Source organism: Leifsonia sp. L25 (assembly GCF_050632895.1).
On record NZ_JBODRZ010000003.1, the window covers coordinates 2363668 to 2388982 of the forward strand.

Sequence of the window (25315 nt, forward strand, 5' to 3'; positions counted from 1 at the left end):
GGGGTGCTTGTGGTGCTGGTTATACCAAGGCATATAGGCGGCCATGAAAACCCGGGCCTGCTCGATCGTGTCGAAGATGCCGGGATAGTTCGGCGGTACTTCATCATGGGGAACTCAGATTCGGAGAACGGGTTGTCATTCGACACACGCGGCCGGTTAGGGTCCCGGTCACCCCATGCGCGTCGAGGAGCTCTTTGAGCGCGTTGGAGCGCATCGCCGGCCCGGATTCGGCGTGAACACCGTCTGGCACGCCGTTACTAGCGTCTCGACGAGAATCTCCATCGCGGGAACGAGCTCCGAGCCGGACGATGAGATGGGCGCGGCGCCCCTGTACCGGACCGGATCGATGCTGCAGGATACGCTCTCGCCAATGCCGCGGCGGAGCCGTAGGATTCTGAAACCGAACCGGCGCCGGGTCGCGCGTCGACCAATTGGACCTTTGTTCAGATTGAACGCACTCTTCGCGCCTATGCCTGGTCTCACATGTCACAGGGCCTTTATGCGGGGCGCTTCAGGCGCTGAATCATCCCATTGGAAGCCGGGGCTTGGTTGCGAGTCGTCTCAGACAAACGCTATTTCGTCGCCGATCTGTAGCCAGGCGTCGGCCTGGAGCTTTAAGGTTTCGTCATGCTCGCTGATCCGTGGTTCATAGCGGTTCTATTGCATGACGATTGCACCCGAGACGTCGCCGTGTTCGTGCCCCGGTTAGAGCCGGGGCCGCCGAGCGAGTTCGAGGTACTCGTGGAGTATGGCGGCGCTGCTGCACTGGATGTGTATGAGTGCGCCGATGCCGGGAGCTGGCCAGACCTGGTGGTGCTTCGGCACCGCGAAACCGTTCCGTGCACGGTGATGCAGCTCGAGCAGGCGACTCTGCGCTACCGCGCGCAGCATGAGGGGCCGAGTCTGCGATCGCGCAGTGGCCACTGACGCGTGTAGCCAGCACCGGCCGCGGTTCTGACCAGTCCAGACCTCTGGTCGGGCTGATCGTCGCGTGCCCTGGATGAGCGCCGACCGAACGGAGCCGCACGGAGGCGGCACTGTTTATGTCGGATGGAACGCCTCCGGCGTGCTGTCTTCTTAGGTTTTCTTTCCGATCCGGCAGCCGATCATAGCGAGCGCCGCTAGCTCCGTTCCCTGCACGCGCTTTTGCAGACTCCACTCGCTGCGCTCCCTGCGCTTAGCAACCGCTCCCTCCGGGCACTGCGCTGCCTCCGCCCGCTCTCGATCTTTGTGCCGGAACGGCAAGAAGAACGACCAGGAGCAGGACAGCAACGCCCCCACCTGATCACGCCGGCCCGGCAGACCAATTTGACACCGGCCCATAGATTCTCAATCTGTTTGTCAAGTCGCGGAGCGCGCGGCTATCGACTGTTGCTGGTAGGTGGTTCCATCGCGCAGTAGCGCCCAGATGACGTTGATCCGTCTGCGGGCGAGGGCAAGGACGGCTTGCTTGTGACGTTTGCCCTCGGCGCGCTTACGGTCGTAGTAGGCGCGAGACTCTGGGTGAGATCGGGCAGCGACCTCGGCGGAGACATAACACGCTCGCATCAGACGCCGGTCATAGCGTTTCGGGCGGTGCAGGTTCCCGCTGACCCGACCGGAGTCGCGGGGAACGGGTGCAACACCAGCGACGCCAGCCAGACGGTCAGCGTTCTCGAAAAAGCGTGTGGTGCCGCCAGTGGCGCCGATGAACTCGGAAGCCAGGAGCGGACCGAACCCAGGGATACTTAGGAGGGTCTCGGCCCATTCGTGGCGGCGAAATCGGGCATCGATCTGCGCATCAACGGCCTCCACTTCGTCCTTGAGCCGAAGGACTTCTCGAGCGAGACGCCCGACGATCAACGACGCCGCGTCTTGGCCGGCAACCACGGTGTGCTGTCGGTTCGCTGCTGCGACGGCGGCTTCGGCGATCTTCTCAGGTTGCCGGCAGCCCTCGTTCCGCAGCCAGGTCGTGATCCGGGTGACACCACTGCGGCGCAGCTGCGCGGGGGTCTGATACTTCGTCAGTAACACCAGAGCAGCTTTCCGCTGGGCGAAGTCGAAGCTGGCTTCCAGCCTGGGAAAGTACTCAAGTAGGGTGACACGAAGCCTGTTGATCGCACGCGTCCTATCCGCCACCAGGTCGGAGCGGTGAGCGGCGAGCATCCGCAGCTCGGTAGCGATCTCATCGCCTGCCCGGACTGGATGTAGGTCACGGCGCATCCTGGCCTGGTCTGCGATGATCGCGGCGTCTTTCGCGTCGGTCTTGCCGTCGCCACGATAGGTGCGGGCAGCGTGATGAACCGTCCTGCCCGGGATATAGAGCATCTCCTGACCGTTGGCAGCCAGCACTGCGATCAACAGGGCCGCGCCGCCCTGGTTCAGATCCGTCGCCCAGACCACCGGGTCACCGTCTGCCAGCTCGCTCACATCGCCGAGCAGAGCAAGGATCTCGTCCTCGTCGTTGACGAGATTCCGTGACAACAGCCGGGCTCCCGCCTGATCGATCACCACACAATGATGATTGGATTTGCCGGCATCGATCCCGGCCCACAATTGCGGCATTCTGCCCTCCGTTCACTCGGTGCGGGCTCCAGCGAACGACCACGCCTGCGTGTCCTTACCCAGCGATCTTGTCGCACGTCTCAATCAGAGGTCGAGTCGTTGCGGGACACCGGGCGGCCAATCTATGTCAGCCATCACCGCGGCGGAAGGGTCAAAGCCATACCCGGCATCCCTGGAGCGGTCGAGAGCCTACAACGACCCTCAATCCACACCCCAAACAACGTAAGGAAGGGTCGATCGACAGGGGAGTGAACATCATGCGGGTATTCGTCATCGACGCGAGCAACATGGCGTCGGAACTGCAGGGTGGACTGATCGGAGTCGTCGGTTCCCCCAGCCCGAGTCCGGAAGAGAAGCTCGAGTGCGTCGAAGCCGTCAGTCAGTACGTGGTGGAGGGATGGGCGATCGCCGCCGATCCATTGTCGCCACTCGGTAGGTTGGCAGCTCTGACCGCGGAGGCGGCATGCGTGCCATTCGTGAATCTCTGCGAGCTGCGCAACTTACGAGACCTTCTTGTCAGTGGTCCGGCGGAGAATCGTCTTATCGACGCAGGGGGTGTCGGACATGGGATCGATTGAGTCCTACGAGACCGCGGCAGGCAAGCGATATCGAGTTCAGTACCGGACGCCTGATCATCGCAACACGATGAAGCGCGGCTTCACCACGAAACGTGCGGCGGAGCTTTTTCTCTCGTCGGTCAACGTCTCGCAAGCCAAGGGTGAGTGGGTCGACCCGACGAAGGCGAGAACTCCGGTCTCGCACGTCGCCGAGGAGTGGTTTCGAGCCCAAGTGCAGGTGAAACCGACGACGCGCTCGGGCTACCGATTCCACCTCGACAAGTACGTGCTTCCTCGGTGGGGCAACATCCGGCTCGTGGACGTGAGGCATGGCGATGTCCAAGCGTGGGTGGGGGAGCTCTCTTCCACCCTCGGGCCGTCCATGGTGCGACAGATACATCTTGTCCTCGCGGGCGTGATGAAGTATGCGATCCGTGATGGGCGCATCACCCTCAGCCCCTCCGACGGCGTTCAGCTGCCGAGGCTGTCGTCGCGCGAGCACGGCTACTTGACCCATGCGCAAGTGCGGGCACTGGCGGCCGAGTGCGGTGAGCAGGGTGATGTCGTCCTCTTCCTTGCATATACGGGGCTTCGCTGGGGAGAGATGGCCGGCCTCCAGATCAATCGCGTCGACTTCACGCGCAGGCGGCTCGACATAGCCCGAGCGGTCTCCGAGCCGCGCGGAGTGATCGTCTGGGGCACACCCAAGAACCATGAACGGCGCTCAGTTCCCTTTCCTGACCTCCTCACAAATGCGCTTGAAGCGCGCTGCGCCGGTCGGGACCCAGAGGAGCCAGTTTTCACGGGCGCCGACAGTGGTATCCTCCGCGCAGGCAACTTCCGCAACCGAGTCTTCAATGCGGCGGTCGCGCGGTGCATGGAAAAGGACGGCACCTTCCCGCGGCTGACTCCCCACGACCTCAGACACACGGCCGCATCGCTCGCCGTCTCGGCCGGCGCCAACGTCAAATCGGTGCAGCGGATGCTCGGACACGCGTCCGCCGCGATGACGCTCGACGTCTACGCGGACCTCTTCGACGATGACCTTGACGACGTTGCGAACGCACTGGATGCCGAAGCCGCGAAATCAGTTGTAGTCAAAATGTAGTCAAACGGCGATTTGGCTGCCTCGACGAGCAAACAAAAAACCCCCGGATTCCGCATGGGACCGGGGGTTTTCTCTGGTGGCTCCGACCGGCATCGATCCGGTGACCTTTCGATTTTCAGTCGAACGCTCTACCAACTGAGCTACAGAGCCGGGAGGCATTGTTCACGCCTACCTAGACGGAAGCCCTTCCATCCGGAAGGGCTTGTCGCCGTGGCGACCCTGACGGGACTTGAACCCGCGACCTCCGCCGTGACAGGGCGGCACGCTAACCAACTGCGCTACAGGGCCTAACAGTGTTGCTATTGAATTGTAGAGGATGCCATCGTGACCCCAACGGGATTCGAACCCGTGCTACCGCCGTGAAAGGGCGGCGTCCTAGGCCACTAAACGATGGGGCCGGATCGTCCCGAATCGCTTTCGCTTTTCGATGACCACCGACGCATAAGCATACGGAAGTCCCTGACAGAAAGCGAATCGGGCCCGCAGCCCGGGCGGGTCGATCGTCCCGGGTTCCCGCCACGCCCCGGTGAAATGCCCGGTGAGAGCCTGGACGCCCGAGAAGATTGCGAGCGACGGCCCCCCTGTCGTCCGTGCGAGCCGCACGTGGTCCCGATCGAGCACCGCCGCCCTCCCCCAACCCGGGCGGCGTATGGTGATGTTGCTAAAGTTGCTCCTGGTGATGACGAGACCCGTGTTGATCGTGTGACAGCCGATGTTCCATCCAGCGGGTTGAAGGTGACGATGAGATACGCGACGAGAGACGACACGAGCCGGCGCAAGCCGCGCCGGGCCCTGCTGCGCCTCCTCGCCGTCGGCGCCATCGTGCTCACCGGGGTCGTCGGCTCCATCGCCGCACCGGCGTACGCCGACCAGTACCCGAGCTGGCAGGACGTCCAGAACGCCAAGGCCAACGAGGCCGCTGCCGCGGCGCAGGTGACGCGCATCACGAACCTGATCGCGCAGCTCAACCAGGAGGTCTCCGACACCCAGGCGGCCGCCGTCAAGCGCGGCGAGGAGCTGCAGGCGGCCACGGCGGCCTTCGACGAGGCGGACATGAAGGCCAGGGACCTGGAGTCCCAGGCCGCCGCCGGCCAGCAGAAGGCCGACGCCGCCGCCGCCCAGGCGGGCAAGCTCGCCGCGCAGCTCTACCGCACCGGCGGCGCCAACCTCACGGCCAACATCTTCCTGAGCGGCAACGGCGCCAGCGGCACGAACCCCGAGACGCTGCTGACGAGCCTCGGGAGCATGTCCAAGCTCGCCGAGCAATCCGACAAGGTCTACACCGACGCCAAGGTCGCTCAGAACACCGCGAAATCCCTGTCGGCGCAGGCGGAGGTCGCCAAAGCGGAGCGCGAGAAGCTGCGCGTCGCCGCGACCGCCGCCCTCCAAGCGGCAATCGCCGCCGCCAAGGCCGCGCAAGAGAAGCTCGCCGAGCAGCAGAAGCAGATCGTCGTCATGCAGGCCCAGCTCGCGGCGTTGCGCGACGCGACGGCCAAGACCGTCTCCGGCTACGAGGCGGGGGTCGCGGCGGCCGCAGCGGCTGCGGCGGCACGTGGCTCGGGAGGCCTCCCCGGCGGTTACGTCGGACCGCAGGGCTGGGCGGTCCCCGCGGCCGGCCCGATCACCGACGGTTTCGGCTCACGCCCGTCCCCCGGCGGGATCGGCAGCACGTACCACATGGGCATCGACATCGGCGCCTCCTGCAACGCGCCCATCTACGCTTCGTACGGCGGCACCGTCGTCTACGCGGGACCCGACGGGACCCATGGCAACTACGTCCTCCTGGACAACGGCGGCGGCATCCAGACCGGCTACGCGCACATCCGCAACGGCGGCATCCTCGTCGGCATCGGCCAGCACGTCGGCGCCGGTCAGCCGATCGCCCACGTCGGCAGCACCGGAGCCTCCACCGGCTGCCACTTGCACTACGAAGTGATAGTGAACGGCCAGAAGATCGACGGAATCCCATTTATGAGAGCAAGGCAGGCACCCCTTGGCTAGCGATACTTCGAAGAACTCCCGCACCCGCACCGGCCTCGCGATCGGCGCGGGCGTGATGGGCGCCGTCACGGCATCCATCGGCATCGTCGCCCCTGCGCAGGCGGTGGACTACCCCTCCTGGAACGACGTGCAGCAGGCGAAGGCCAACGTCGCCAACCAGCAGGCGATGATCACGAACATCACGACCCTGATCGGCGGCCTCCAGAGCAGCGTCGACGCAGCCCGCATCGCCTCCGAGAAGGCGGCTGAGGCCTACTTCCAGGCCAAGGACGCCCTCGCTGCGGCGACGGCGAAGCAGGCCGACCTCGAAAAGCAGTCGACGGACGCGGCGGCGAAGGCCAAGACCTCGCAGATGCGTGCGGGCCTCCTCGCCTCCCATCTCGCCAAGGCGGCCGGCGGCGGCGCGGATGTGAGCACCGAGCTCCTGCTGAAAGGCGGCGGCAGCGGCTCCAACGCCGACAAGCTGCTGTTCCAGCTCGGCACCATGAGCAAGCTCACCGAGCAGTCGAAAGCCGTCTACGACCAGGCGACCAAGGACAAGAACACCGCCGAGTCGCTGAACGCGCAGGCCAAGGCCGCCAAGACCGAGCGCGAGAAGCTCTCTGTCGCCGCCGACCAGGCGCTGACCGCCGCGCAGGAGGCGCAGTCCGCCGCCCAGGCGGCGCTCGTCGAGCAGCAGAACAAGTCGACCGAGCTCATCGCACAGCTCGCGACCCTCAAGAACACCTCGACGCAGGTGGAGGCGGCGTACCTGCAGGGCGAGAAGATCCGGCAGGAGCAGGCAGCGGCCGCGGCGGCTGCCGCAGCGGCGGCGGAGGCGCAGCGGCAGGCGGCGCTCCGCGCGCAGCAACAGCAACAGCAGCAGCAGGCCCAGCAGCAGCAGGGAGGCGGGTCGTCCGGCGGATCCTCCAACGGCGGTGGTGGAGGCGGCGGCGGCCCGGTCGCCCCGCCGAACGGGAACGTCGTCGACACGGCCATCTCGTACGCGAAGGCGCAGCTCGGCAAGCCGTACATTTTCGGCGGCGAGGGTCCGACGGGTTACGACTGCTCCGGCCTGACGATGAAGTCGTACGCCTATGCGGGCCTGTACATCGGCTCGCACTCGGTCAACGACCAGTTCTTCACGGCGGCCAATCGCGGCCAGATCGTGCCGTACAGCCAGCGCCAGCCCGGCGACCTCATCTTCTGGGGCGACTCCCCGGGCAACTTCTACCACGTGGGCATCTACCTCGGCGGCGGAATGATGATCGCCGCGCCGACCGAGGGCGACGTCGTCAAGATCCAGTCCGTCTGGGGCTCCCCGTGGGGCCAGGTCGCCCGCCCCTCCGCCTGACCCGGCACAGTCGAGAACGCGATAAATCAGTCGAGTACGCGATAAATCAGTCGAGTACGCGATAAATCAACAGAAAACCGCCGAGTACGCAGACGTGCTGTGCACTCGGCGGTTGCTGTCGGTGGGGGAGGGTCAGTGGCCCTCGGCGGCGAGCTTCGCGAAGCCGGCCTCGACGATCGCCTCGGCCTCCGCGGCGTCGCCCCAGCCCTCGATGTTGACGAACTTGCCCGGCTCGAGGTCCTTGTAGCGGGCGAAGAAGTGCTCGATCTCCTTGCGGGTCTGCTCCGGGATGTCGTCGACGTCCTGGATGTGCAGCCAGCGCGGGTCCTTGTACTGCACGGCGATCACCTTGGCATCGCTGCCCGCCTCGTCGGACATGTTGAGCACGCCGACCGGGCGCACCTTGACGCCGACGCCGGGGAACGCCGGGTACTCGAGCAGCACGAGCACGTCGACCGGGTCGCCGTCGAGGCCGAGCGTGTTCTCGAAGTAGCCGTAGTCGGTCGGGTAGACGAAGCTCGTGAACAGCACGCGGTCCAGGTAGACCCGGCCGGTCTCGTGGTCCACCTCGTACTTGTTGCGGCTCCCCTTCGGGATCTCGATGACGACGTCGTATGCGGCCATGCCGATGCTCCTTAGCTCTTGGAAATCTGCACTAACGTTACTGGATGCGCCTCAACGGGTCCTCGGGTGAAGAGCCGGGTGGAGGGTCGGCCGGCGGGATTCGGCGCAGGCCGCGTCTGACGCCGCCGATCGCCGACGCGCGGCGCGCGGTGCGGGAGGCCCTGGCCGCCGCGGCGGACCTGCCCGCCGTCGACCCGCACGACGACCACGGCCCGATCCGGCCCGCGCCGCTCGCCCCCGGAGCCCTCCTGCTCGTCGGCCTGAGCGGGGGAGCGGACTCCCTCGCGCTCGCTGCAGCGACCGCGTTCGAGGCGCCGCGCCGCGGCTACCGGGCCGGCGCGATCGTGGTCGACCACGGCCTCCAGCGCGGCTCCGCGGAGGTCGCCGAGGCCGCCGCCGCGCAGGCGCGTGACCTCGGGCTCGACCCGGTGATCGTGGACCGCGTGACCGTCGCGACCGGAGCCTCCGGGCCCGAGGGCGACGCGCGCACCGCGCGGCGCGCCGCCTTCGACCGGGCGCGCGCGGCCACCGGAGCCGCCCGCGTCCTGCTCGCCCACACGCTCGACGACCAGGCGGAGACCGTGCTCCTCGGACTGGCCCGCGGCTCCGGCCCGTCCAGCCTCCAGGGGATGCGTCCCGACACCGGAACGCTGCTGCGCCCGTTCCTGGGCCTGCGCCGCCGGACGACGCGCGCCTTCTGCGCCGACAGCGGGCTGACCCCGTGGGACGACCCGCACAACGACGACCCCGCGTACGCGCGCGTCCGCGTCCGCACCCGGCTGCTGCCGGCGCTGGAGGACGAGCTCGGTCCCGGCGTGGCCGAGGCGCTCGCGCGCACCGCCGAGCAGCTCCGCGAGGACGACGACGCCCTCGACGGCCTCGCCCTGGAGTGGGCGCAGGAGCTGGTCAGCCAGACCGAGGACGGCGCCGTCGCGCTCGACGTCCGCGGCCTCGCCGCCGACCCCGCCGCGCTGCGCCAGCGCATCATCCGGCTGGTCGTCTCGGCCGAGTTCGGGGTGTCGCTGAGCAGGGCGCACACCCTCGCCGTGGCGGAGCTGATCACGGGCTGGCACGGCCAGGGACCGCTCAGCCTGCCAGGCGTTAGAGTTGTGAGGCAGAACGGCCTGCTCACGTTTCACCCCGACAGCTAAGGACAGCGCCTCCCCCATGGAACTCACGGACGTTCACGACGACCTGACCGAGATTCTGATCACCGAGGAGCAGATCCGCTCCCGCATCGCCGAGCTGAGCCGGACGGTGGAGGCCGACTACGCGGGCAAGGACGTGCTGCTGGTGGGGGTGCTCAAGGGCGCCGTGATGGTGATGGCCGACCTGTCCCGCGAGCTGCGCATCCCGGTCACGATGGACTGGATGGCGGTCAGCTCCTACGGCAGCGGCACCGCGTCGAGCGGCGTCGTGCGCATCCTCAAAGACCTGGACACCGACCTCTCGGGCAAGACCGTGCTGATCGTCGAGGACATCATCGATTCCGGGCTCACGCTCTCGTGGCTGCTCGCGAACCTGCGCAGCCGCGGCCCGGAGTCGATCGAGATCTTCACGCTCCTCCGCAAGCCCGAGGCCGCCCGCGTCGAGATCGACGTGAAGTACGTCGGCTTCGACATTCCCAACCAGTTCGTGGTCGGCTACGGCCTCGACTACGCCGAGCACTACCGCAACCTGCGCGGCGTCGGCATCCTGGCGCCGGCCGTCTACAGCTGAGGCCGACCACCCCGTCGACTTGCGCCGCCGCCCCCGGCGTGGTCCTATGACCGCATGCCCTACGAACCCACCGAGCTGTACCGGCGCTGGCTCGCCGCCTGGAGCGACCGGCACGCGGCGCTGGAGCCGATCGTCGCGGCCGACGCGGTCGGACACTGGCCGGCCGGGGACGTCGTCGGGCCCCGCGGGTTCGCACGCGCCATCGCCGAGACCGTGGACCAGTTCGACAGCGTCGAGTTCGACGTGCAGGCCGGGCCGCTGACCGGCGACGGGTTCGTCGCCGCCCGCTGGGTGATGACGTGCCATCTGGGCGACGAGACGATGTCGTTCGCCGGCCACGACTTCGTGCGTGTGCAGGACGGTGTGATCGCCGAGTACTGGCCCGCCATCCTCACCGCGTCCTGACGCGCCAGGCGGCCCCGGCGAACCACCCGCAGCGGTAAGCGCGCCCAGAGCGAACACGCAGCCGACCCACAGCGCCCAGGCGGTACTGTGGTCGCACCATGAACCTCAAGAAGATCTTCCGCGGCCCGATCCTGTACGTCGTGCTCGCGATCATCGCGGTGTGGATCGGCTCCAGCCTGATCACCATGTCGGGTTTCAAGCCCGTCACCACGCAAGAGGGCCTCAACCTCCTGCAGCAGGACAAGGTGTCGAGCGCGAAGATCGTCGACGGCGAGAACCGGGTCGACCTGACGCTCAAGCAGGCGGACGGCGCCAACGGCAACCAGGTGCAGTTCTACTACGTCACCCCGCGCGGCGCCGACATCGTCAAGGCGATCAACGACGCCAACCTCCCCAAGGGCTACGACGACTCCGTGCCGCAGCCCAACTGGTTCGTGAACATCCTCGGCTTCCTCATCCCCGCACTGCTGATCGGCGTCTTCTTCTGGATCATGATCTCGGGCATGCAGGGCGGCGGCAACAAGGTCATGCAGTTCGGCAAGTCCCGGGCGAAGCTCGTCACCAAGGAGACGCCGAAGGTCACCTTCGACGACGTCGCCGGGTCCGACGAGGCCATCGAGGAGTTGCAGGAGATCAAGGACTTCCTCAAGGAGCCCGCCAAGTTCCAGGCGGTCGGCGCGCGCATCCCCAAGGGCGTGCTGCTGTACGGCCCTCCTGGAACCGGCAAGACGCTGCTGGCCCGCGCCGTCGCGGGTGAGGCGGGCGTCCCCTTCTACTCCATCTCCGGCTCGGACTTCGTGGAGATGTTCGTCGGCGTCGGCGCCAGCCGCGTCCGCGACCTGTTCCAGCAGGCCAAGGAGAACTCCCCGGCCATCATCTTCATCGACGAGATCGACGCGGTCGGCCGTCACCGCGGCGCCGGTCTCGGCGGCGGGCACGACGAGCGCGAGCAGACCCTCAACCAGCTCCTCGTGGAGATGGACGGCTTCGACCCGAAGACCAACGTCATCCTGATCGCGGCGACGAACCGTCCCGACATCCTCGACCCCGCGCTGCTGCGCCCGGGTCGCTTCGACCGGCAGATCGGCGTGGACGCACCGGACATGCTCGGCCGCAAGAAGATCCTGGAGGTGCACGGCCGCGGCAAGCCGCTGGCGGCCTCCGTCGACCTCGAGGTGCTCGCCCGCAAGACGCCGGGCTTCACCGGCGCCGACCTGGCCAACGTCCTCAACGAGGCCGCGCTGCTGACGGCCCGCTCCAACGCGCAGCTCATCGACAACCGTGCGCTCGACGAGGCCGTGGACCGCGTCATCGCCGGCCCGCAGAAGCGCACCCGCGTGATGAAGGACCAGGAGAAGCTGATCACCGCCTACCACGAGGGCGGCCACGCCCTTGCGGCGGCGGCGATGCGCCACACCGACCCGGTGACCAAGATCACGATCCTCCCGCGCGGCCGCGCCCTCGGCTACACGATGGTGATGCCGCTGGAGGACAAGTACTCGGTCACCCGCAACGAGCTGCTCGACCAGCTCGCCTACGCGATGGGCGGCCGTGTCGCGGAGGAGATCGTCTTCCACGACCCGACCACCGGTGCCTCCAACGACATCGAGAAGGCGACCTCCATCGCCCGCAAGATGGTCACCGAGTACGGCATGAGCGCCGACATCGGCTCGGTCAAGCTCGGCCAGGCGAACGGCGAGATGTTCCTCGGTCGCGACATGGGTCACCAGCGCGACTACTCGGAGCGGATCGCCGAGCGCGTCGACGGCGAGGTGCGTGCGCTCATCGAGAAGGCGCACGACGAGGCGTGGGAGGTCATCAACGACAACCGCGCTGTGCTCGACCGCCTCGCCGCCTCCCTCCTGGAGCACGAGACGCTCGACCACAACCAGATCGCCGAGATCTTCGCCGACGTCAAGAAGCTGCCGGAGCGCCCGCAGTGGCTGTCCAGCGACAAGCGACCGATCTCGGACCTGCCCCCCATCGAGTTCCCGAAGGCGCCCATCGACGCCGGCGCCGTGGACGGCGGGGTCGACTCGGAGCCGCCGTCGTCGAAGCCCAAGCGGGCTCCCGTCGTCAAGCCGCGGCCGGCGACCGCCTAGGCCGCGCACCGCATGACCGGATTCGATCGCGCACGCATCGAGGCGGCCGTCGCCGAGATCCTCGCCGCCATCGGCGAGGATCTGTCGCGTCCGGGCCTGGCCGACACGCCGTCGCGCGTCGCCGACGCCTACGCCGAGTTCTTCGCCGGCGTGGGCGTCGACGCGCGTGGTCAGCTCGGTGATCCGGTGCCGCTGGAGGGCGCGCGCGCCGAGACCGTGATCCTGCGCGACATCGCCTTCCGGTCGGTGTGCGAGCACCACCTGCTGCCGTTCCTCGGGGTCGCTCATGTGGCCTACCTGCCCGGCGACGCCGTGATCGGTCTCGGCCGCATCCCACGCGTCATCGAGACCCTCTCGTCGCGGCCGCAGCTCCAGGAACGGCTCACCGAGCAGATCGCGGAAACGATCGAGGAGGGCGCGAGCGCCCGCGGCGTCCTCGTGGTGCTGGACGCCTCCCACGAGTGCGTGACCACCCGTGGCGCGCGGCAGACGCAGGCCACCACTGTGACGATCGCCGCCCGGGGCGCCTTCACCGAGCCCGCCTCCCGCGCCGAACTGATCGCGCTCATCGGCGGAGGCGCCGAACGACACCGACATTCGTGCCGAATGTCGACTTTCGCGCCGGAGAACGCGACATTCGTGCCGAATCGCGGAGGGGCCGGCGCTCGTGACGCTCATCATGGGCGTCCTCAACGTGACGCCCGACTCGTTCAGCGACGGCGGCCTGTGGCTGGAGCCGGAGGCCGCGGTCGCGCACGCGCTCGAACTCGTCGCTCAGGGCGCCGACCTGATCGACGTCGGCGGCGAGTCCACCCGGCCCGGCGCGCTGCGCGTCGACCCGGAGGAGGAGCGCGCCCGCGTCGTCCCCGTCATCCGCACCCTCGCCGAGCACGGTGTGACGGTCAGCGTCGACACCCTCAACGCCTCCACGGCGCGCGCCGCCGCCGACGCGGGCGCCGCGATCATCAACGACGTCTCCGGCGGCCTGGCCGACGCCGGCATGCCGGACGCCGTGCTCGACACCGGGCTCCAGTACGTCGTCATGCACTGGCGCGGCCGGCTCGACGCGAGCGACTCGCGCGCGGTCTACAGCCACACCGTCGCGGAGGTGCGGTCGGAGCTGTCCGCCCGCGTCACCAGCCTCCTCGAGCACGGCATCGATCCGGCCAAGCTCGTGCTGGACCCCGGCCTCGGCTTCTCGAAGAACGCGCAGCACAACTGGCAGGTGCTCGCCGGCCTCCACGAGTTCGAGACTCTCGGCTACCCCGTGCTCATCGGCGCGTCGCGCAAGCGCTTCCTCGGTACGCTCCTCGGCGAGGGCGCAACCGTCGAGGATCGGGACGCGCCGACCGCGGTCATCTCCGCGCTCGCCGCGCAGGCCGGGGTCTGGGCGGTGCGGGTGCACGACGTGGCGTCGACGCGGATGGCCCTGGATGTCGTGGAGGCGTGGCAAGCTGGACGCGATGACTGATTCCGCTGCCGTGTCCGTCTCGCGCACGCCGACGGACGCGATCGTGCTGACCGGGCTGCGCGTGCGGGCGCACCACGGGGTATACGACTTCGAGCGCGAGAACGGCCAGGACTTCGTCGTGGACGTGACCGCCCACCTCGACCTGTCGCCGTCCGCGGGCTCCGACGACCTCGCCCGCACGGTCCACTACGGCGAGTTGGCGACGGAGATCGCCGATGCGGTCCGCCGCGACCCGGTCGACCTCATCGAGACGGTCGCGGAGCGCGTGGCCGGGGTGGTGCTCGCGCACGATCCGGTGCACTCGGTCGACGTCACCGTCCACAAGCCGGACGCTCCGATCGAGGTGCCGTTCGGCGACGTCGCCGTGCGCATCCGGCGAGGCCGGCCATGAGGCCGCGGCCCGAGCGTCTGCGCGTGGGCGTGCCGGCGGTGCTCGCCCTCGGCAGCAACCTGGGCGACCGCGTGGCCACCGTCCGGGAGGCGCTGCGCCTGCTCGCGGACGATCCAGGTCTCCGCGTCGAGGCCGTGTCCCGGCTGTACGAGACGCCCGCGCTCAAGCCGGAGGGCATCGACGAGGAGGCGCCGGCCTACCTCAACGCCGTCGCGCTGATCAACACGATCCTCGACCCGCTGGCGCTGCTGGCCGCGGTCAACCAGGTGGAGGACGCCCTCGGCCGCGTGCGCGAGGAGCGCTGGGGCGACCGCACCATCGACATCGACATCGTCGACTACCAGGGGATCGTCGCCGACGACGACCCGCGCATCGTCCTGCCGCACCCGCGGGCGCACGAGCGCGCCTTCGTGCTGGTGCCGTGGCTCGACGTGGACCCGGAGGCGGTGCTGCCGGGCTACGGTCCGGTGGCCGCGCTCGTGACGGGAACGACCGACCCGGTAACGCTGTACGAGGACGGCGACGCATGAAGCGAACGCGACCCACCTCCCTGATCGGCCTCGGGGTGCTCGGACTGGTCGTGGGCTTCCTCGGGGAGCTGGCGGCGTCCGGCACCGGCCTCACCGTGTTCGTGCCGCCGCTGACGCTGCCGATCACGCTGGTCGCGGTCGCCATCATCGTGGTCGCCTTCGCCGTCCCGATCCGGCGTGCCGTGCGCGGCCGCAGCTCGCACCGAATCGACCCGTTCCAGGCGATGCGGATCGTCGTCTTCGCCAAGGCGTGCAGTCTGAGCGGCGCCCTGCTGACCGGCGCGGGCGCCGGCATCCTGGTCTACATCCTCACCCGGGATGTGCTTCCCGCCTCGAACGCGGTGCTGCTGACCGCGCTGGGCACGGCGGGCGCTGTCATCCTGCTCGTCGCTGGCCTCGTCGCCGAGTTCTTCTGCACCCTCCCGCCCGACGACAACGACGACGACCCGGAGACCGCCCGTGTCCGCTCGCATTGACCTCACCGTCGGGGAGTGGAACCGCGTCTCGCCGAAGTACGTGGTCGTGGTCGTCGTCAGCACCCTCCTCAGCGGGGTCGTGCTGAGCGCCGGGTCGGTGTTCCTCTGGCTGGTCGCCGGGTGGTCGTGGGCGTGGACCCTGCTGGTCGTCGTCGTGGTCGCGACGCTCATCGGGCTGTTCATCGCGAACCGGCGCACCCGGTCGATCGGGTACATCCTGCGCGCCGACGACCTCCTGTTCCGGCGCGGAATCATGTTCCAGCGCTTCGTGTCCGTGCCGTACGGCCGCATGCAGCTCATCGACATCACGCGCGGGCCGGTCGGGCGGATGCTCGGGCTGGCCGACCTCAAGTTCGTGACCGCGGCGGCGTCGACGAACGTCGTCGTCCCCGGCCTCCCGGAGCCGCAGGCCGCGGCGCTGCGTGACCGGCTGGTGGAGCTGGCGGAGAGCCGCCGGGCGGGACTGTGACCATCCCGGGGCCCGGCGGAGTGCCGCAGGGCGGAGTGCCGCAGGGCGGAGTGCCGCAGGGCGGCGTGCCGGGCGCACCGCTCCCGGGCGGCCCCCTCAACGCCGCCGAGCGCGCGGCCGAGCGCTTCACCGACGGCGAGTGGCACCGCCTCCACCCCGCGACGCCGCTGCTGCGCGGCGGCATCGTCTTCATCGCGGTCCTGGGCTTCGTGCTCTCCAACCTCCGCGAGCGGCTGGTGGGCTTCTTCGTCGGAGCGCCCGACCTCGGCGGCGACCCGATCGACGCGATCTACAACCACGGCTGGGAGGGCTGGGCGCTGCTCGGCGTCGCTGTCGTGCTGCTCGGCTGCCTGGCCGCGTTCTATGTGTCGTGGCGGATGCACAGCTTCCGGATCACCGGCGACGCGGTGGAGGTGCGCAGCGGCATCCTGTTCCGCACCCAGCGCAAAGCCCGGCTCGACCGCATCCAGGGCATCAACGTGGTGCGGCCGCTGCTCGCGCGCATCTTCGGGGCGGCGAAGCTGGAGATCTCCGTGGCCGGCCACGACGCGAACGTGACGCTGGCGTACCTCGGCTCGGCGCTGGCCGACGGCCTGCGGTCGGACGTGCTGCGGCTCGCGTCGGGTGTCCGGGAGGCGGAGGCCGCGGCGCCGGCTCCGACCGGTGCGCCAACCTCCCGTGCCACGCAGGTCGGCGACTTCGTCAGCCGGCGCATCGACGACTTCCTCGCGCCCGAGCTCGACCCGAACGCCGCGCCGCCCGAGTCGGTGGTGAAGATCCCGCCGCTGCGGCTCGCCGGCTCACTCGTGCTGAGCGGGTTCACGGTGTTCGTCCTCGCCGTGATCGTCCTGCTGGTGATCGGCTCGGCGGGCGGCGCGCCCTGGCTGCTGATCGTCGTGCTCCCCGGCCTGCTCGGCTCGGCGAGCTTCTACATCAACCGGTTCACCAAGTCGTTGCGGTACTCGATCGCGGGCACCCCGGACGGCGTCCGGGTCGGCTTCGGGCTGCTCACCGTGAGCAACGAGACGCTGCCGCCCGGCCGCATCCACGCGGTCGAGGTGCTGCAGCCGCTGCTGTGGCGGCCGTTCGGCTGGTGGCAGATCCGCATCGACACGGCCGGCCACACGCGTGAGAAGGGCGCGGCCGGCCAGCCGAACACGACCATGCTGCCGGTCGGCGACCAGGCCGACGTGGCGAAGGTGCTGTCGCTGGTGCTGCCGGCGTTCACTGCGGAGCACAGCGCCGCGATCCTGGAGGGCATGACCTCCCGTGGCCGCGACGCGTTCACCGGCAGCCCGCGCCGCGCGATCTGGCTGCGGCCGCTGTCGTGGCAGCGGACCGGCTTCCGGATGGTGGACGGCGCCGTGCTGCTGCGCCGTGGCTTCGTCTGGCGGAGCCTCGCGGTGGTGCCGCTGGCCCGGCTGCAGAGCCTGGAACTGCAGCAAGGCCCTCTCGATCGGCTGCTCGGACTGGCGGAGGCGCGTTTCCACACGGTGTCCGGCCCGGTGCATCCGCGGCTGGGCGCGATGGACGCCGCGGCCGGCGAGGAACTCTTCGAGACGGTCTCGGCGCGCGCGGTGCAGGCCGCGGCGACCGACCGCAGCCATCGCTGGCGGCTGCAGCCGGAGGTCGTCGTGCAGCCGGAGGTCGTCGTGCGGCCGGAGGCCGGCGTGCGGCCGGACGTCGTGGCGCGGCCGGATGTCGTGGCGCGACCCGACGTCGTGGCGCGGCCCGGCGACTACGGGGCGGTCCGCGCCGACTCGAGGGCCGACTCCACCACCGAACAGCGACCGACAGAGGGGGACGCATGAACGACACCACCCGCCGCTCCGGCCGTCTCGGCCTCGGCATCGTCGGCGCCGGACGCGTCGGCCCGGTGCTCGGCGCCGCGCTCGCCGGGGCGGGCCACGCGATCGTGGGCATCTCCGCGGTGTCGGCCGAGAGCCGCGAGCGAGCCCACGCGATGCTCCCGCAGGCGCCGATCCTGGAGGTCCCGACCCTGGTGGAGCGCAGCGAGCTCGTCATCCTCGCCGTCCCCGACCGCGAACTGCCCGGCCTCGTCTCCGGCCTCGCGGCGACCGGGACCTGGCAGCCCGGCCAGCTCGTGCTGCACACCGCGCCGTCGTACGGTGTCGAGGTGTTACGCCCGGCGGCGGAGGCCGGCGCCATCCCCTCGCGGTGCACCCGGCCCTGGAGTTCACCGGCACCAGCCTCGACCTCGCCCGGCTGGCGGAGAGCTGGTTCGCCGTCACCGCGCCCACCCCGGTGCTCCCGATCGCGCAGGCCCTCGTGGTCGAGATGGGTGGCGAGCCGGTCGTGATCGCGGAGGCGGACCGCCCCGCCTACGCGGAAGCGATCGCGACGGCGACCGCGTTCTCGCGCTCGATCGTGGAGCAGTCCACCGGCATCCTCGCCGGGATCGGAGTGGAGAACCCGGGATCGTTCCTCAGCTCGCTGCTGCGCTCGGCCGTCGACAACGCCCTGACCCGCGCCGGGGCGCCGACCGCGCTCGACGTCGGCGACGTGCTGGAGGCGCTCGGCGGCGCGGACGACGGCCCCGCGGAGGGCGACCCCGGCGACGACGGACGCGGCTGGTACCTCCGCGGCGAGTAGCCTGGATGCGGCCGGGTCGCCGTCACCGGACCGGCGCTCCGGATCTCACCGCCGCCACCCCGGCCTCACCGCAACCACCCCGGCCTCACCGCAACCACCCGCCATACCGCAACCACCCCGAGAGGACCGTCATGCCCGATGTCGTGACCACCATCGCCGAACTGCGCGAGCGGGTGGCGCACGCCAGGCGCGAGGCCGCGCTCGAGGGTCCCGCCGACGCCCCCGCGGGCCGGGTCGTGCTGGTCCCGACGATGGGCGCCCTCCACCGCGGCCACCTGAGTCTGGTGAGCCGGGCCCGCGACCTGGGCGGCATCGTGGTCGTCTCGATCTTCGTCAACCCGCTGCAGTTCGGCCCGGACGAGGATCTCGACCGCTACCCGCGCACCCTCGACGCCGACGTCGCCGCGCTGGAAGGCCTCGCCGACCTGGTCTTCGCCCCGACCGCGGCCGAGATGTACCCGGGCGGCCCGACCTCCACGCGGGTCACCGCGGGCGCGGTCGGCCGGCTGTTCGAGGAGCCTCGCGTCCCGGCCACTTCGACGGGATGCTGACCGTCGTCGCCAAGCTGCTCAACATCGTCCAGCCGGACGTCGCCGTGTTCGGCCAGAAGGACGCCCAGCAGGTGCACCTCGTGGGCCGCATGGTCGACGACCTCGACCTGCCGGTCAGAATCGCCGTGGTCGACACCGTGCGGGAGGACGACGGCCTCGCCCTCTCCAGCCGCAACCGCTACCTGGACGACGACCAGCGCAGAGCCGCCATCGCACTGTCGCAGGCGCTCGCCGCCGGCGCGTCCGCCGCCTCCGGGGAGTGGCCGCAGCTCTCGAAGCGGCGACCGCGCGCGTGGAGGCCGAGCCGGTCGTTAAACTGGACTATCTCGCGATCGTCGATCAGGACACCTTCCTCGAAGCGGGTGCGGACCTCCACGGTCCCGCGCTCCTGCTGATCGCCGCCCGCGTCGGCTCCACCCGCCTGATCGACAACGCACGCATCACGGTGGGCTGAGCCTCACAGAGCCGCACGACCTCCACGCACAGAACCGCCGCCCTCCACCGCACTGAACCGCCGGAACGGAAAGACACGATGACCGAAGCGCCCGCCACCGACCTCAACGCCGACGGCGACCTGACCGCCGACGAGATCAGCGAGCAGAAGGCCGTCCGCCTGGCCAAGCGCGAGCGCCTCATCGCCGAGGCCGGCGACGCGGGCGGCGGCGCCTACCCGGTGCAGGTGCCGGTGACGACGACCATCCCGGAGGTGCGCGCGGCCTGGGGCCACCTGGAGGCCGACCAGACCTCCGGGGAGACGGTCGGCCTCGCCGGCCGCGTCGTCCACCAGCGCAACACCGGCAAGCTCTGCTTCGCGGTGCTGCAGGCCGGCGACGGCTCGCGCCTCCAGGCGATGGTCTCCCTCGCCGAGGTGGGCGAGGAGTCGCTGGCCCGCTGGAAGGAGCTGGTCGACCTCGGCGACCACGTCTTCGTCTCGGGCGAGGTCATCTCCAGCCGCCGCGGCGAGCTGTCCATCATGGTCCGCGGCTGGGAGATCGCGTCCAAGGCGATCCTGCCGCTGCCGAACCTCCACAACGAGCTCAACGAGGAGACGCGCGTCCGCTCGCGCTACCTCGACCTGATCGCGCGCGAGCAGGCCCGCCGCAACGTCCTCGACCGCGCCGCGGCCGTCGCGAGCCTCCGCAGCACCTTCGCAGGCCAGGGCTTCGTGGAGGTCGAGACCCCGATGCTGCAGGTGATGCACGGCGGCGCCTCCGCCCGCCCGTTCGTCACGCACTCCAACGCGTTCGACACCGAGCTGTTCCTGCGCATCGCACCGGAGCTGTACCTCAAGCGCGCCGTCGTCGGCGGCATCGACCGGGTGTTCGAGATCAACCGCAACTTCCGCAACGAGGGCGCGGACTCCACGCACTCGCCCGAGTTCGCGATGCTGGAGGCCTACCAGGCCTACGGCGACTACAACTCGATCGCCGACCTGACCCAGCAGCTCATCCAGGACGCGGCGGTCGCCGTCTCCGGTTCGCACGTGGTCACCTGGGCCGACGGCACCGAGTACGACCTGGGCGGCCAGTGGGACCGCATCCGCATGTACGACAGCCTCTCGGAGGCGGTCGGCGAGGAGATCACGCCGGAGACCCCGATGTCGCGGTTGCGGGAGCTCGCCGCCGAGGCCGAGATCGAGGTACCGCACCCGCTGCCCGGCAAGTACGTCGAGGAGCTGTGGGAGCACCACGTGAAGTCGGGGCTCGTGCGCCCGACCTTCGTCATGGACTTCCCGGTCGACACCAGCCCGCTCGTGCGCGCCCACCGCTCGCGCGAGGGCGTCGTGGAGAAGTGGGACCTGTACACGCGCGGCTTCGAGCTGGCGACGGGCTACTCCGAGCTGATCGACCCGGTCGTGCAGCGCGAGCGCTTCGTGGAGCAGGCGCGCCTCGCGGCCGCGGGCGACGACGAGGCGATGCGGCTGGACGAGGAGTTCCTGCGCGCGCTCGAGTTCGGGATGCCCCCGACGGGCGGCATGGGCATGGGCATCGACCGGCTGCTCATGGCACTGACCGGCCTCGGCATCCGCGAGACGATCCTCTTCCCGCTGGTCAAGTAACCGCCGAGGGCTCAGCCGCGCTGGCGGAGGTGCGCCTGCGTGAGCGCCTCCATCTCCTCGTCGCTGAGCTCGTCCAGCTTCCTGCTCTCCCGACGGTCGAGGCGCATCCACCGGATGAACAGGATGACCAGGATCGGGACGTCCGCGACCTCGGCGATGAACCAGAGGAAGTCGCCGGACAGGTGCTGGTCGTGCAAGGCGTTGGGGAACCAGAACGGCAACGGTCCCACGATCGCGGGCGCGTGGTCGAGCACCGCGTCGTTGAGCCGCAGCAGCAGGCCCGGGATGGCGTCGAGCAGCAGCGCGACGAAGGCCAGCAGGAACTCCACCGTGATGAAGAAGCTGGTGTGCATCACCGAGTGGGCCGCGATCGGCAGCACCATCAGCAGACCCGCGAGCGGCACCAGCACCGAGATGGTCCACTCCGACCAGGGCGAGTCGCGGAGGACCGCCGCGACCGGCGTCAGGAAGATCATGAACGCCGCGCAGGCGAAGACCGTCGCGAAGATCGCGTTGCCGAACAGCCGCACCGGGCGCGACTGCAGGAACCGGTCGGTGCGGGACCGACCGACGGGCCCGAGCGCCACCCGGGCGAGCGCGATCGGCCTCCCGAGGCTCACCAGGGCCGGGACGACGAACAGCAGCAGCGCGATCCGGGTCGTGAACGCCCAGCGCAGCTCCCTGCTCTCGGCGCCCAGGAAGCCGAACGAGATGACGGCGTACGAGCCGAGCCCGAGCAGCAGGTACATCCAGGTCAGCCGCGCCGGCCAGTGGTGACCGCGTCGCCGGAGCGACAGGACGCCACCGAGGTACAGGGCCGCCGCCGCGGCGAGCACGACCGCGGCCGCCGGGTCGAAGGACCAGGTGCTGAGGAAGACGAGGAAGGGAGGCGTGGTGCTGCTCCGGGGGAGTCGGTTTCACATGTGCGGGAGGTACCATTATCCCGCTATGGGAGACATCATCGGTGGAATCGTCTGGTCGCTGGCCCCGACCGTGCTCGTCGGCCTGCTGTTCTGGGTGATCATGCGCGCCATCGTGCGGGCCGACCGCACCGAACGCACGGTGTACTCCCGCATGGAGAACGAGGAGCGCGCCCGCCGCGGACTCGCCCCCAAGTCATAGCGCCCACTACGGTTAGCGGAGAGGGCGTACATTCCGGTCCTCGACGCCTGACGCCGGAGGGGGATGGATGGACGCGGGTTTGCTGACCACGACGATCGTCGTCCTCGCACTGCTCCTCGACTTCGTCATCCGCGTCATCGCCATCATCGTCGTCCCGCGCAACCGCAAGCCGACCTCCGCGACGGCCTGGCTGCTGGCCATCTTCCTCATCCCGTACATCGGCGTGCTGTTCTTCCTGCTGATCGGCAGCTACAAGCTCCCGAAGAAGCGCCGGGAGAAGCAGGACGAGATCAACCGCTTCATCATCGACAGCACCGAGGGCATCGAGCGCGTGCGCCGCGACCACCCGTGGCCGCCGTGGTTGGAGTCGGTGGTGGAGCTCAACCGCAACCTCGGCGCGATGCCGCTGGTCGGCGGCAACCGGGCCTCCCTCGACGGGCACTACGACGAGTCGCTGGCGTCGATGACGGCCGCGATCGCGAAGGCCAAGCGGTACGTGCACGTCGAGTTCTACATCCTCACCCTCGACAAGACGACCGCCCCGTTCTTCGAGGCGATGGAGGCCGCGGTCGCCCGCGGGGTCGTCGTGCGCGTGCTGCTCGACCACATCGCGTCGGTGCGCACGCCGGACTACAAGGCCACCATCAAGCGCCTGACCGCGATGGGCGCGAAGTGGCACCTGATGCTGCCGGTGCAGCCGTTCAAGGGCAAGTACCAGCGCCCGGACCTCCGCAACCACCGCAAGCTGCTCATCGTGGACGGCCGGGTGGCGTTCATGGGGTCGCAGAACGTCATCGACCGCAGCTACAACAAGAAGTCCAACATCCGGCGCGGGCTCAAATGGAAGGAGCTCATCGTCCGGCTCGAGGGCCCCATCGTCGCCGGTCTGAACGCGATCTTCATCACCGACTGGTACAGCGAGACCGACGAGCTGCTCCGCCGCGAGACCGAGCCGATCACCGACGAGGACGTCCAGAACGCGAACGACCCGGAGGAGCTGGACGCCCAGGTGGTGCCGTCCGGCCCCGGGTTCGCGGGCGAGAACAACCTCCGGCTGTTCCTCGCGCTGCTGTACTACGCGCAGGAGCGCATCGTCATCACGTCCCCCTACTTCGTGCCAGACGAGGCCATGCTCACGGCCATCACGACCGCCACCCAGCGCGGCATCGCCGTCGACCTGTTCGTCTCCGAGATCGGCGACCAGGCGCTGGTCTACCACGCCCAGCGCTCGTACTACGAAGCGTTGCTGCGAGCGGGCGTGCGGATCTGGATGTACAAGGCGCCGTACATCCTCCACGCCAAGCACTTCACGATCGATGACGACGTCGCCGTCATCGGGTCGAGCAACATGGACATGCGCTCCTTCCTGCTCAACATGGAGGTCTCGCTGATGGTGCGCGGCCGTTCGTTCGTGGAGCAGATGCGCGAGGTCGAGGACGGCTACCGCCGCGAAAGCCGCGAGCTGACCCTGGACGAGTGGATGAAGCAGCCCCTCCGCTCCACCGTGCTCGACAACGTCGCCCGGCTCACCTCCGCCCTGCAATAGCGTCGGCCACGGAGGAGACCCGCCCCCTCTCCCCGCCACTAACCGCCGTCGCAACCGGAGGAGATCTGGGCACACCGGAGCCGGATGTCCTCCGTTGGCTGCTGCTGCCCGGCGTGTCGGGCCGGATCTCCTCCGTTACCCCCGGGGCTTCAACCGCACCGTCGGCAGCGCCGGGGCCGGCAGTGCGCCCCCGTCGTAGCCGCGCACGGTCCCGAACCGGCCGTCCGGGTCCTCCCCGTCGATCACGTCGCGCTGCCACTCGGCGCGCGCCGCGACCACGTCCTCGTGGCTGCGGCCGATGAAGTTCCACCACATCACGATCTCCTCGCCCAGCGGCTCGCCGCCGAGCAGCAGGAGGCGCGCCGGCCCCGCCGGGCCGGCCTCCACCTCCACCGCGTCGCGCCCCGGGCAGAGGTACGCGAGATGGGCGACCGGGACGGCCGCACCCGCAACCGTCACCTCACCGGTGTCCACCAGCACGCCGTGCTCGAACGCGGGATCGAGCGGGACGGTCACGCGCGTCCCGGCCGGCACGTCGAGTTCGGCGCCGACCAGCGGAGAGAACACGGTCGCCGGCGTCCCGCTCCCGGCCAGAGCGCCCACGAACGCCCGCACCGTCGCGTCCCCGAGCGCGGCGGGCGACGGGACGTGGTGCTCGAAGAAGGGGGGACATCCTTCGACGCGCGAGGCAGCGCCACCCAGAGCTGGACGCCGTGCAGTCGCTGCGTCCCCGGCGTGGACACCTCCGAGTGGCTGATCCCGCGCCCCGCGGTCATCAGGTTGAGCTCGCCCGGCCGCACCAGCGCATGGCTCCCCACGCTGTCGCGGTGGTCGATCTCGCCCTCGAACAGCCAGCTCACCGTCTGCAGCCCCGTGTGCGGATGCGGCGGGACCTGCATCCCACCGGTCAGCGAGACGTCGTCGGGGCCGTAGTGGTCGACGAAGCACCAGCCGCCGATCAGCGAGCGCCGGCGCTGCGGGAGGGTGCGCCGCACGGTCATCGCGCGGGGGCCGCCGAGCGGAACCTCGCGCGGCTCCAGGATTTCCACCCCCGCGTCGGCGACGATCAGGTCGTCGCCCGCGAGGACCTCCACCGGGTCGCGCTCGAGGTTGCTCATGGCGGCATCCTAGGCGCACGCGCCGGCCCGACGGCATACCGCTTCCACTCTCCCCGGAATCGGCGCGCCCGCAGGAGGACGCCCCTAGAATGAGCGCGTGAACCGTGCAGCGCGCCCCCGGACCGCCGTCGCCGCCTCCGCCGCCCTCGTGGCCGCGGCCCTGCTGCTCGCGGGATGCACGAGCACGCAGGTGAAACCCGCGAAGGACTACGCGGGCGAGCCGCAGGGCGTCCAGCCTCCGGCCAGCAGCGCGGGCGGGGCCGCGTGGGCGACCTGGCTGCAGGACGGCAAGCAGTTCGGGATCGTGCTCAACGGCAGCTCCACGTGCCCGCCGACGGTGCAGTCGGTCAAGGTCGTCGCCTCCAACCAGTTGGAGGCCACCCTCGCCCCGCGTCCGGAGGCGTCTGCACCCACGACATCGTCCCGCACACCACCGTGTTCGACACGCCCAGCGGTCTGAAGACGAGCTCGGACGTCACCATCAAGCTCCCCGACACCACCCTCACGATCGCCGCCCTCCGCAGCTGACACGGCGTCACGCCTCCAGCGAACATGCCTCCGCAGCACGGGATGCCG

The 25315-nt window shown here is 69.6% G+C and carries 22 protein-coding genes, 3 tRNA genes and 4 pseudogenes; 22 read left to right on the forward strand and 7 right to left on the reverse strand.

What is annotated here, in order from left to right; all coding sequences use genetic code 11:
• The first annotated feature begins 627 nt into the window (after nucleotides 1–627).
• A complete protein-coding gene (locus tag ACRAWC_RS15815; protein ID WP_431348583.1) occupies nucleotides 628–927 on the forward strand; it encodes a hypothetical protein in 300 nt (99 codons plus the stop codon).
• 414 nt (nucleotides 928–1341) lie between these two features.
• Here ACRAWC_RS15815 and ACRAWC_RS15820 read toward each other — a convergent pair whose 3' ends face one another.
• A complete protein-coding gene (locus ACRAWC_RS15820) occupies nucleotides 1342–2544 on the reverse strand; it encodes an IS110 family transposase (protein WP_407791856.1) in 1203 nt (400 codons plus the stop codon).
• A gap of 257 nt (nucleotides 2545–2801) precedes the next feature.
• Between ACRAWC_RS15820 and ACRAWC_RS15825 the strand changes: the two genes are divergently transcribed.
• Nucleotides 2802–3122: a hypothetical protein gene (locus ACRAWC_RS15825; RefSeq protein WP_431348584.1), complete on the forward strand. Its 321-nt coding sequence runs from the start codon at nucleotides 2802–2804 to the stop codon at nucleotides 3120–3122.
• Nucleotides 3109–4209, forward strand: a complete 1101-nt coding sequence (locus ACRAWC_RS15830; RefSeq protein WP_431348585.1) for a tyrosine-type recombinase/integrase — start codon at nucleotides 3109–3111, stop codon at nucleotides 4207–4209. Before ACRAWC_RS15825 ends, ACRAWC_RS15830 begins: the two co-directional genes overlap by 14 nt.
• A 74-nt stretch (nucleotides 4210–4283) precedes the next feature.
• Here the strand turns inward: ACRAWC_RS15830 and ACRAWC_RS15835 are convergent.
• The 3 genes from ACRAWC_RS15835 to ACRAWC_RS15845 form a co-directional block, all read right to left on the reverse strand.
• Nucleotides 4284–4359: transfer RNA gene (locus ACRAWC_RS15835), tRNA-Phe, on the reverse strand.
• Nucleotides 4360–4420: 61 nt separating this feature from the next.
• Nucleotides 4421–4497 (reverse strand) — tRNA-Asp (locus ACRAWC_RS15840).
• Between the two features lie 37 nt (nucleotides 4498–4534).
• Nucleotides 4535–4607, reverse strand: a tRNA-Glu gene (locus ACRAWC_RS15845).
• 343 nt (nucleotides 4608–4950) lie between these two features.
• On the opposite strand from ACRAWC_RS15845, the gene ACRAWC_RS15850 reads away from it, so the two are divergent.
• Together ACRAWC_RS15850 and ACRAWC_RS15855 are read left to right on the forward strand one after the other, a co-directional pair.
• Complete coding sequence (locus ACRAWC_RS15850; RefSeq protein WP_431348586.1) at nucleotides 4951–6210, forward strand: M23 family metallopeptidase; 1260 nt, start codon at nucleotides 4951–4953, stop codon at nucleotides 6208–6210.
• Nucleotides 6203–7543, forward strand: coding sequence for a C40 family peptidase (locus ACRAWC_RS15855; RefSeq protein ID WP_431348587.1), 1341 nt, complete (start codon nucleotides 6203–6205; stop codon nucleotides 7541–7543). Before ACRAWC_RS15850 ends, ACRAWC_RS15855 begins: the two co-directional genes overlap by 8 nt.
• A 132-nt stretch (nucleotides 7544–7675) precedes the next feature.
• Here ACRAWC_RS15855 and ACRAWC_RS15860 read toward each other — a convergent pair whose 3' ends face one another.
• Nucleotides 7676–8167, reverse strand: coding sequence for an inorganic diphosphatase (locus ACRAWC_RS15860; RefSeq protein WP_431348588.1), 492 nt, complete (start codon nucleotides 8165–8167; stop codon nucleotides 7676–7678).
• A gap of 44 nt (nucleotides 8168–8211) precedes the next feature.
• Here ACRAWC_RS15860 and tilS point away from each other — a divergent pair, with 44 nt between their 5' ends.
• The 14 genes and pseudogenes from tilS to lysS all read left to right on the forward strand — a co-directional run bounded on the left by tilS (nucleotide 8212) and on the right by lysS (nucleotide 20953).
• Entirely contained in the window at nucleotides 8212–9318 is a 1107-nt protein-coding gene (tilS, locus tag ACRAWC_RS15865) for a tRNA lysidine(34) synthetase TilS (RefSeq protein WP_431348589.1), read from the forward strand.
• A gap of 16 nt (nucleotides 9319–9334) precedes the next feature.
• A complete protein-coding gene (hpt, locus tag ACRAWC_RS15870) occupies nucleotides 9335–9886 on the forward strand; it encodes a hypoxanthine phosphoribosyltransferase (protein WP_431348590.1) in 552 nt (183 codons plus the stop codon).
• 54 nt (nucleotides 9887–9940) lie between these two features.
• Nucleotides 9941–10291: a nuclear transport factor 2 family protein gene (locus ACRAWC_RS15875; RefSeq protein WP_431348591.1), complete on the forward strand. Its 351-nt coding sequence runs from the start codon at nucleotides 9941–9943 to the stop codon at nucleotides 10289–10291.
• A 98-nt stretch (nucleotides 10292–10389) separates the two neighbouring features.
• A complete protein-coding gene (gene ftsH, locus ACRAWC_RS15880; RefSeq protein ID WP_431348592.1) occupies nucleotides 10390–12393 on the forward strand; it encodes an ATP-dependent zinc metalloprotease FtsH in 2004 nt (667 codons plus the stop codon).
• A 12-nt stretch (nucleotides 12394–12405) separates the two neighbouring features.
• Nucleotides 12406–12978: pseudogene (gene folE, locus ACRAWC_RS15885) on the forward strand (GTP cyclohydrolase I FolE); the annotation flags it as partial.
• Nucleotides 12979–13060: 82 nt separating this feature from the next.
• Nucleotides 13061–13864 carry a dihydropteroate synthase gene (gene folP, locus ACRAWC_RS15890; protein WP_431348593.1) on the forward strand — a complete coding sequence of 268 codons (804 nt, stop codon included), beginning with the start codon at nucleotides 13061–13063 and terminating at the stop codon, nucleotides 13862–13864.
• Nucleotides 13857–14255 (forward strand): dihydroneopterin aldolase, encoded by a 399-nt coding sequence (folB, locus tag ACRAWC_RS15895; RefSeq protein WP_431348594.1) that lies wholly within the window; start codon nucleotides 13857–13859, stop codon nucleotides 14253–14255. The genes folP and folB overlap by 8 nt, the downstream gene beginning before the upstream one ends.
• On the forward strand, nucleotides 14252–14785 hold the full coding sequence (gene folK, locus ACRAWC_RS15900) for a 2-amino-4-hydroxy-6-hydroxymethyldihydropteridine diphosphokinase (protein ID WP_431348595.1): 534 nt from the start codon (nucleotides 14252–14254) through the stop codon (nucleotides 14783–14785). Before folB ends, folK begins: the two co-directional genes overlap by 4 nt.
• Nucleotides 14782–15261, forward strand: a complete 480-nt coding sequence (locus tag ACRAWC_RS15905) for a DUF3180 domain-containing protein (protein WP_431348596.1) — start codon at nucleotides 14782–14784, stop codon at nucleotides 15259–15261. The genes folK and ACRAWC_RS15905 overlap by 4 nt, the downstream gene beginning before the upstream one ends.
• The gene (locus tag ACRAWC_RS15910) at nucleotides 15245–15730 is read left to right on the forward strand and encodes a PH domain-containing protein (RefSeq protein WP_431348597.1); all 486 of its coding nucleotides are present in this window, start codon (nucleotides 15245–15247) and stop codon (nucleotides 15728–15730) included. The genes ACRAWC_RS15905 and ACRAWC_RS15910 overlap by 17 nt, the downstream gene beginning before the upstream one ends.
• On the forward strand, nucleotides 15727–17541 hold the full coding sequence (locus tag ACRAWC_RS15915) for a PH domain-containing protein (protein WP_431348598.1): 1815 nt from the start codon (nucleotides 15727–15729) through the stop codon (nucleotides 17539–17541). The genes ACRAWC_RS15910 and ACRAWC_RS15915 overlap by 4 nt, the downstream gene beginning before the upstream one ends.
• Nucleotides 17538–18343 (forward strand): annotated as a pseudogene (locus tag ACRAWC_RS15920) (Rossmann-like and DUF2520 domain-containing protein). Before ACRAWC_RS15915 ends, ACRAWC_RS15920 begins: the two are co-directional and overlap by 4 nt.
• Nucleotides 18344–18474: 131 nt before the next feature.
• A pseudogene (panC, locus tag ACRAWC_RS15925) lies at nucleotides 18475–19348 on the forward strand (pantoate--beta-alanine ligase).
• 78 nt (nucleotides 19349–19426) lie between these two features.
• The gene (gene lysS, locus ACRAWC_RS15930; RefSeq protein ID WP_431348599.1) at nucleotides 19427–20953 is read left to right on the forward strand and encodes a lysine--tRNA ligase; all 1527 of its coding nucleotides are present in this window, start codon (nucleotides 19427–19429) and stop codon (nucleotides 20951–20953) included.
• A gap of 11 nt (nucleotides 20954–20964) precedes the next feature.
• Here the strand turns inward: lysS and ACRAWC_RS15935 are convergent, their stop codons facing one another.
• The gene (locus tag ACRAWC_RS15935; protein ID WP_431348600.1) at nucleotides 20965–21789 is read right to left on the reverse strand and encodes a cytochrome c oxidase assembly protein; all 825 of its coding nucleotides are present in this window, start codon (nucleotides 21787–21789) and stop codon (nucleotides 20965–20967) included.
• Nucleotides 21790–21901: 112 nt separating this feature from the next.
• Here ACRAWC_RS15935 and ACRAWC_RS15940 point away from each other — a divergent pair, with 112 nt between their 5' ends.
• Both ACRAWC_RS15940 and cls read left to right on the forward strand, forming a co-directional pair.
• Nucleotides 21902–22075 carry a hypothetical protein gene (locus ACRAWC_RS15940; protein ID WP_431348601.1) on the forward strand — a complete coding sequence of 58 codons (174 nt, stop codon included), beginning with the start codon at nucleotides 21902–21904 and terminating at the stop codon, nucleotides 22073–22075.
• 67 nt (nucleotides 22076–22142) lie between these two features.
• Nucleotides 22143–23621 (forward strand): cardiolipin synthase, encoded by a 1479-nt coding sequence (cls, locus tag ACRAWC_RS15945; RefSeq protein WP_431348602.1) that lies wholly within the window; start codon nucleotides 22143–22145, stop codon nucleotides 23619–23621.
• Nucleotides 23622–23756: 135 nt separating this feature from the next.
• Here the strand turns inward: cls and ACRAWC_RS15950 are convergent.
• Nucleotides 23757–24739: pseudogene (locus ACRAWC_RS15950) on the reverse strand (pirin family protein).
• 97 nt (nucleotides 24740–24836) lie between these two features.
• Here ACRAWC_RS15950 and ACRAWC_RS15955 point away from each other — a divergent pair.
• Nucleotides 24837–25199, forward strand: a complete 363-nt coding sequence (locus ACRAWC_RS15955; protein WP_431348603.1) for a hypothetical protein — start codon at nucleotides 24837–24839, stop codon at nucleotides 25197–25199.
• Nucleotides 25200–25315: the final 116 nt, after the last annotated feature.

Bases quoted from the DNA above. Each gene is read 5' to 3' on its own strand.
- ACRAWC_RS15830 (WP_431348585.1), top strand. From the start codon at position 3,109: ATGGGATCGATTGAGTCCTACGAGACCGCGGCAGGCAAGCGATATCGA.
- tilS (WP_431348589.1), top strand. From the start codon at position 8,212: ATGCGCCTCAACGGGTCCTCGGGTGAAGAGCCGGGTGGAGGGTCGGCC.
- ACRAWC_RS15905 (WP_431348596.1), top strand. From the start codon at position 14,782: ATGAAGCGAACGCGACCCACCTCCCTGATCGGCCTCGGGGTGCTCGGA.
- ACRAWC_RS15940 (WP_431348601.1), top strand. From the start codon at position 21,902: ATGGGAGACATCATCGGTGGAATCGTCTGGTCGCTGGCCCCGACCGTG.
- ACRAWC_RS15850 (WP_431348586.1), top strand. From the start codon at position 4,951: ATGAGATACGCGACGAGAGACGACACGAGCCGGCGCAAGCCGCGCCGG.
- folK (WP_431348595.1), top strand. From the start codon at position 14,252: ATGAGGCCGCGGCCCGAGCGTCTGCGCGTGGGCGTGCCGGCGGTGCTC.
- cls (WP_431348602.1), top strand. From the start codon at position 22,143: ATGGACGCGGGTTTGCTGACCACGACGATCGTCGTCCTCGCACTGCTC.
- ACRAWC_RS15825 (WP_431348584.1), top strand. From the start codon at position 2,802: ATGCGGGTATTCGTCATCGACGCGAGCAACATGGCGTCGGAACTGCAG.
- ACRAWC_RS15820 (WP_407791856.1), bottom strand. From the start codon at position 2,544: ATGCCGCAATTGTGGGCCGGGATCGATGCCGGCAAATCCAATCATCAT.
- ACRAWC_RS15860 (WP_431348588.1), bottom strand. From the start codon at position 8,167: ATGGCCGCATACGACGTCGTCATCGAGATCCCGAAGGGGAGCCGCAAC.
- ACRAWC_RS15875 (WP_431348591.1), top strand. From the start codon at position 9,941: ATGCCCTACGAACCCACCGAGCTGTACCGGCGCTGGCTCGCCGCCTGG.
- hpt (WP_431348590.1), top strand. From the start codon at position 9,335: ATGGAACTCACGGACGTTCACGACGACCTGACCGAGATTCTGATCACC.
- ftsH (WP_431348592.1), top strand. From the start codon at position 10,390: ATGAACCTCAAGAAGATCTTCCGCGGCCCGATCCTGTACGTCGTGCTC.
- lysS (WP_431348599.1), top strand. From the start codon at position 19,427: ATGACCGAAGCGCCCGCCACCGACCTCAACGCCGACGGCGACCTGACC.
- folB (WP_431348594.1), top strand. From the start codon at position 13,857: ATGACTGATTCCGCTGCCGTGTCCGTCTCGCGCACGCCGACGGACGCG.
- ACRAWC_RS15815 (WP_431348583.1), top strand. From the start codon at position 628: ATGCTCGCTGATCCGTGGTTCATAGCGGTTCTATTGCATGACGATTGC.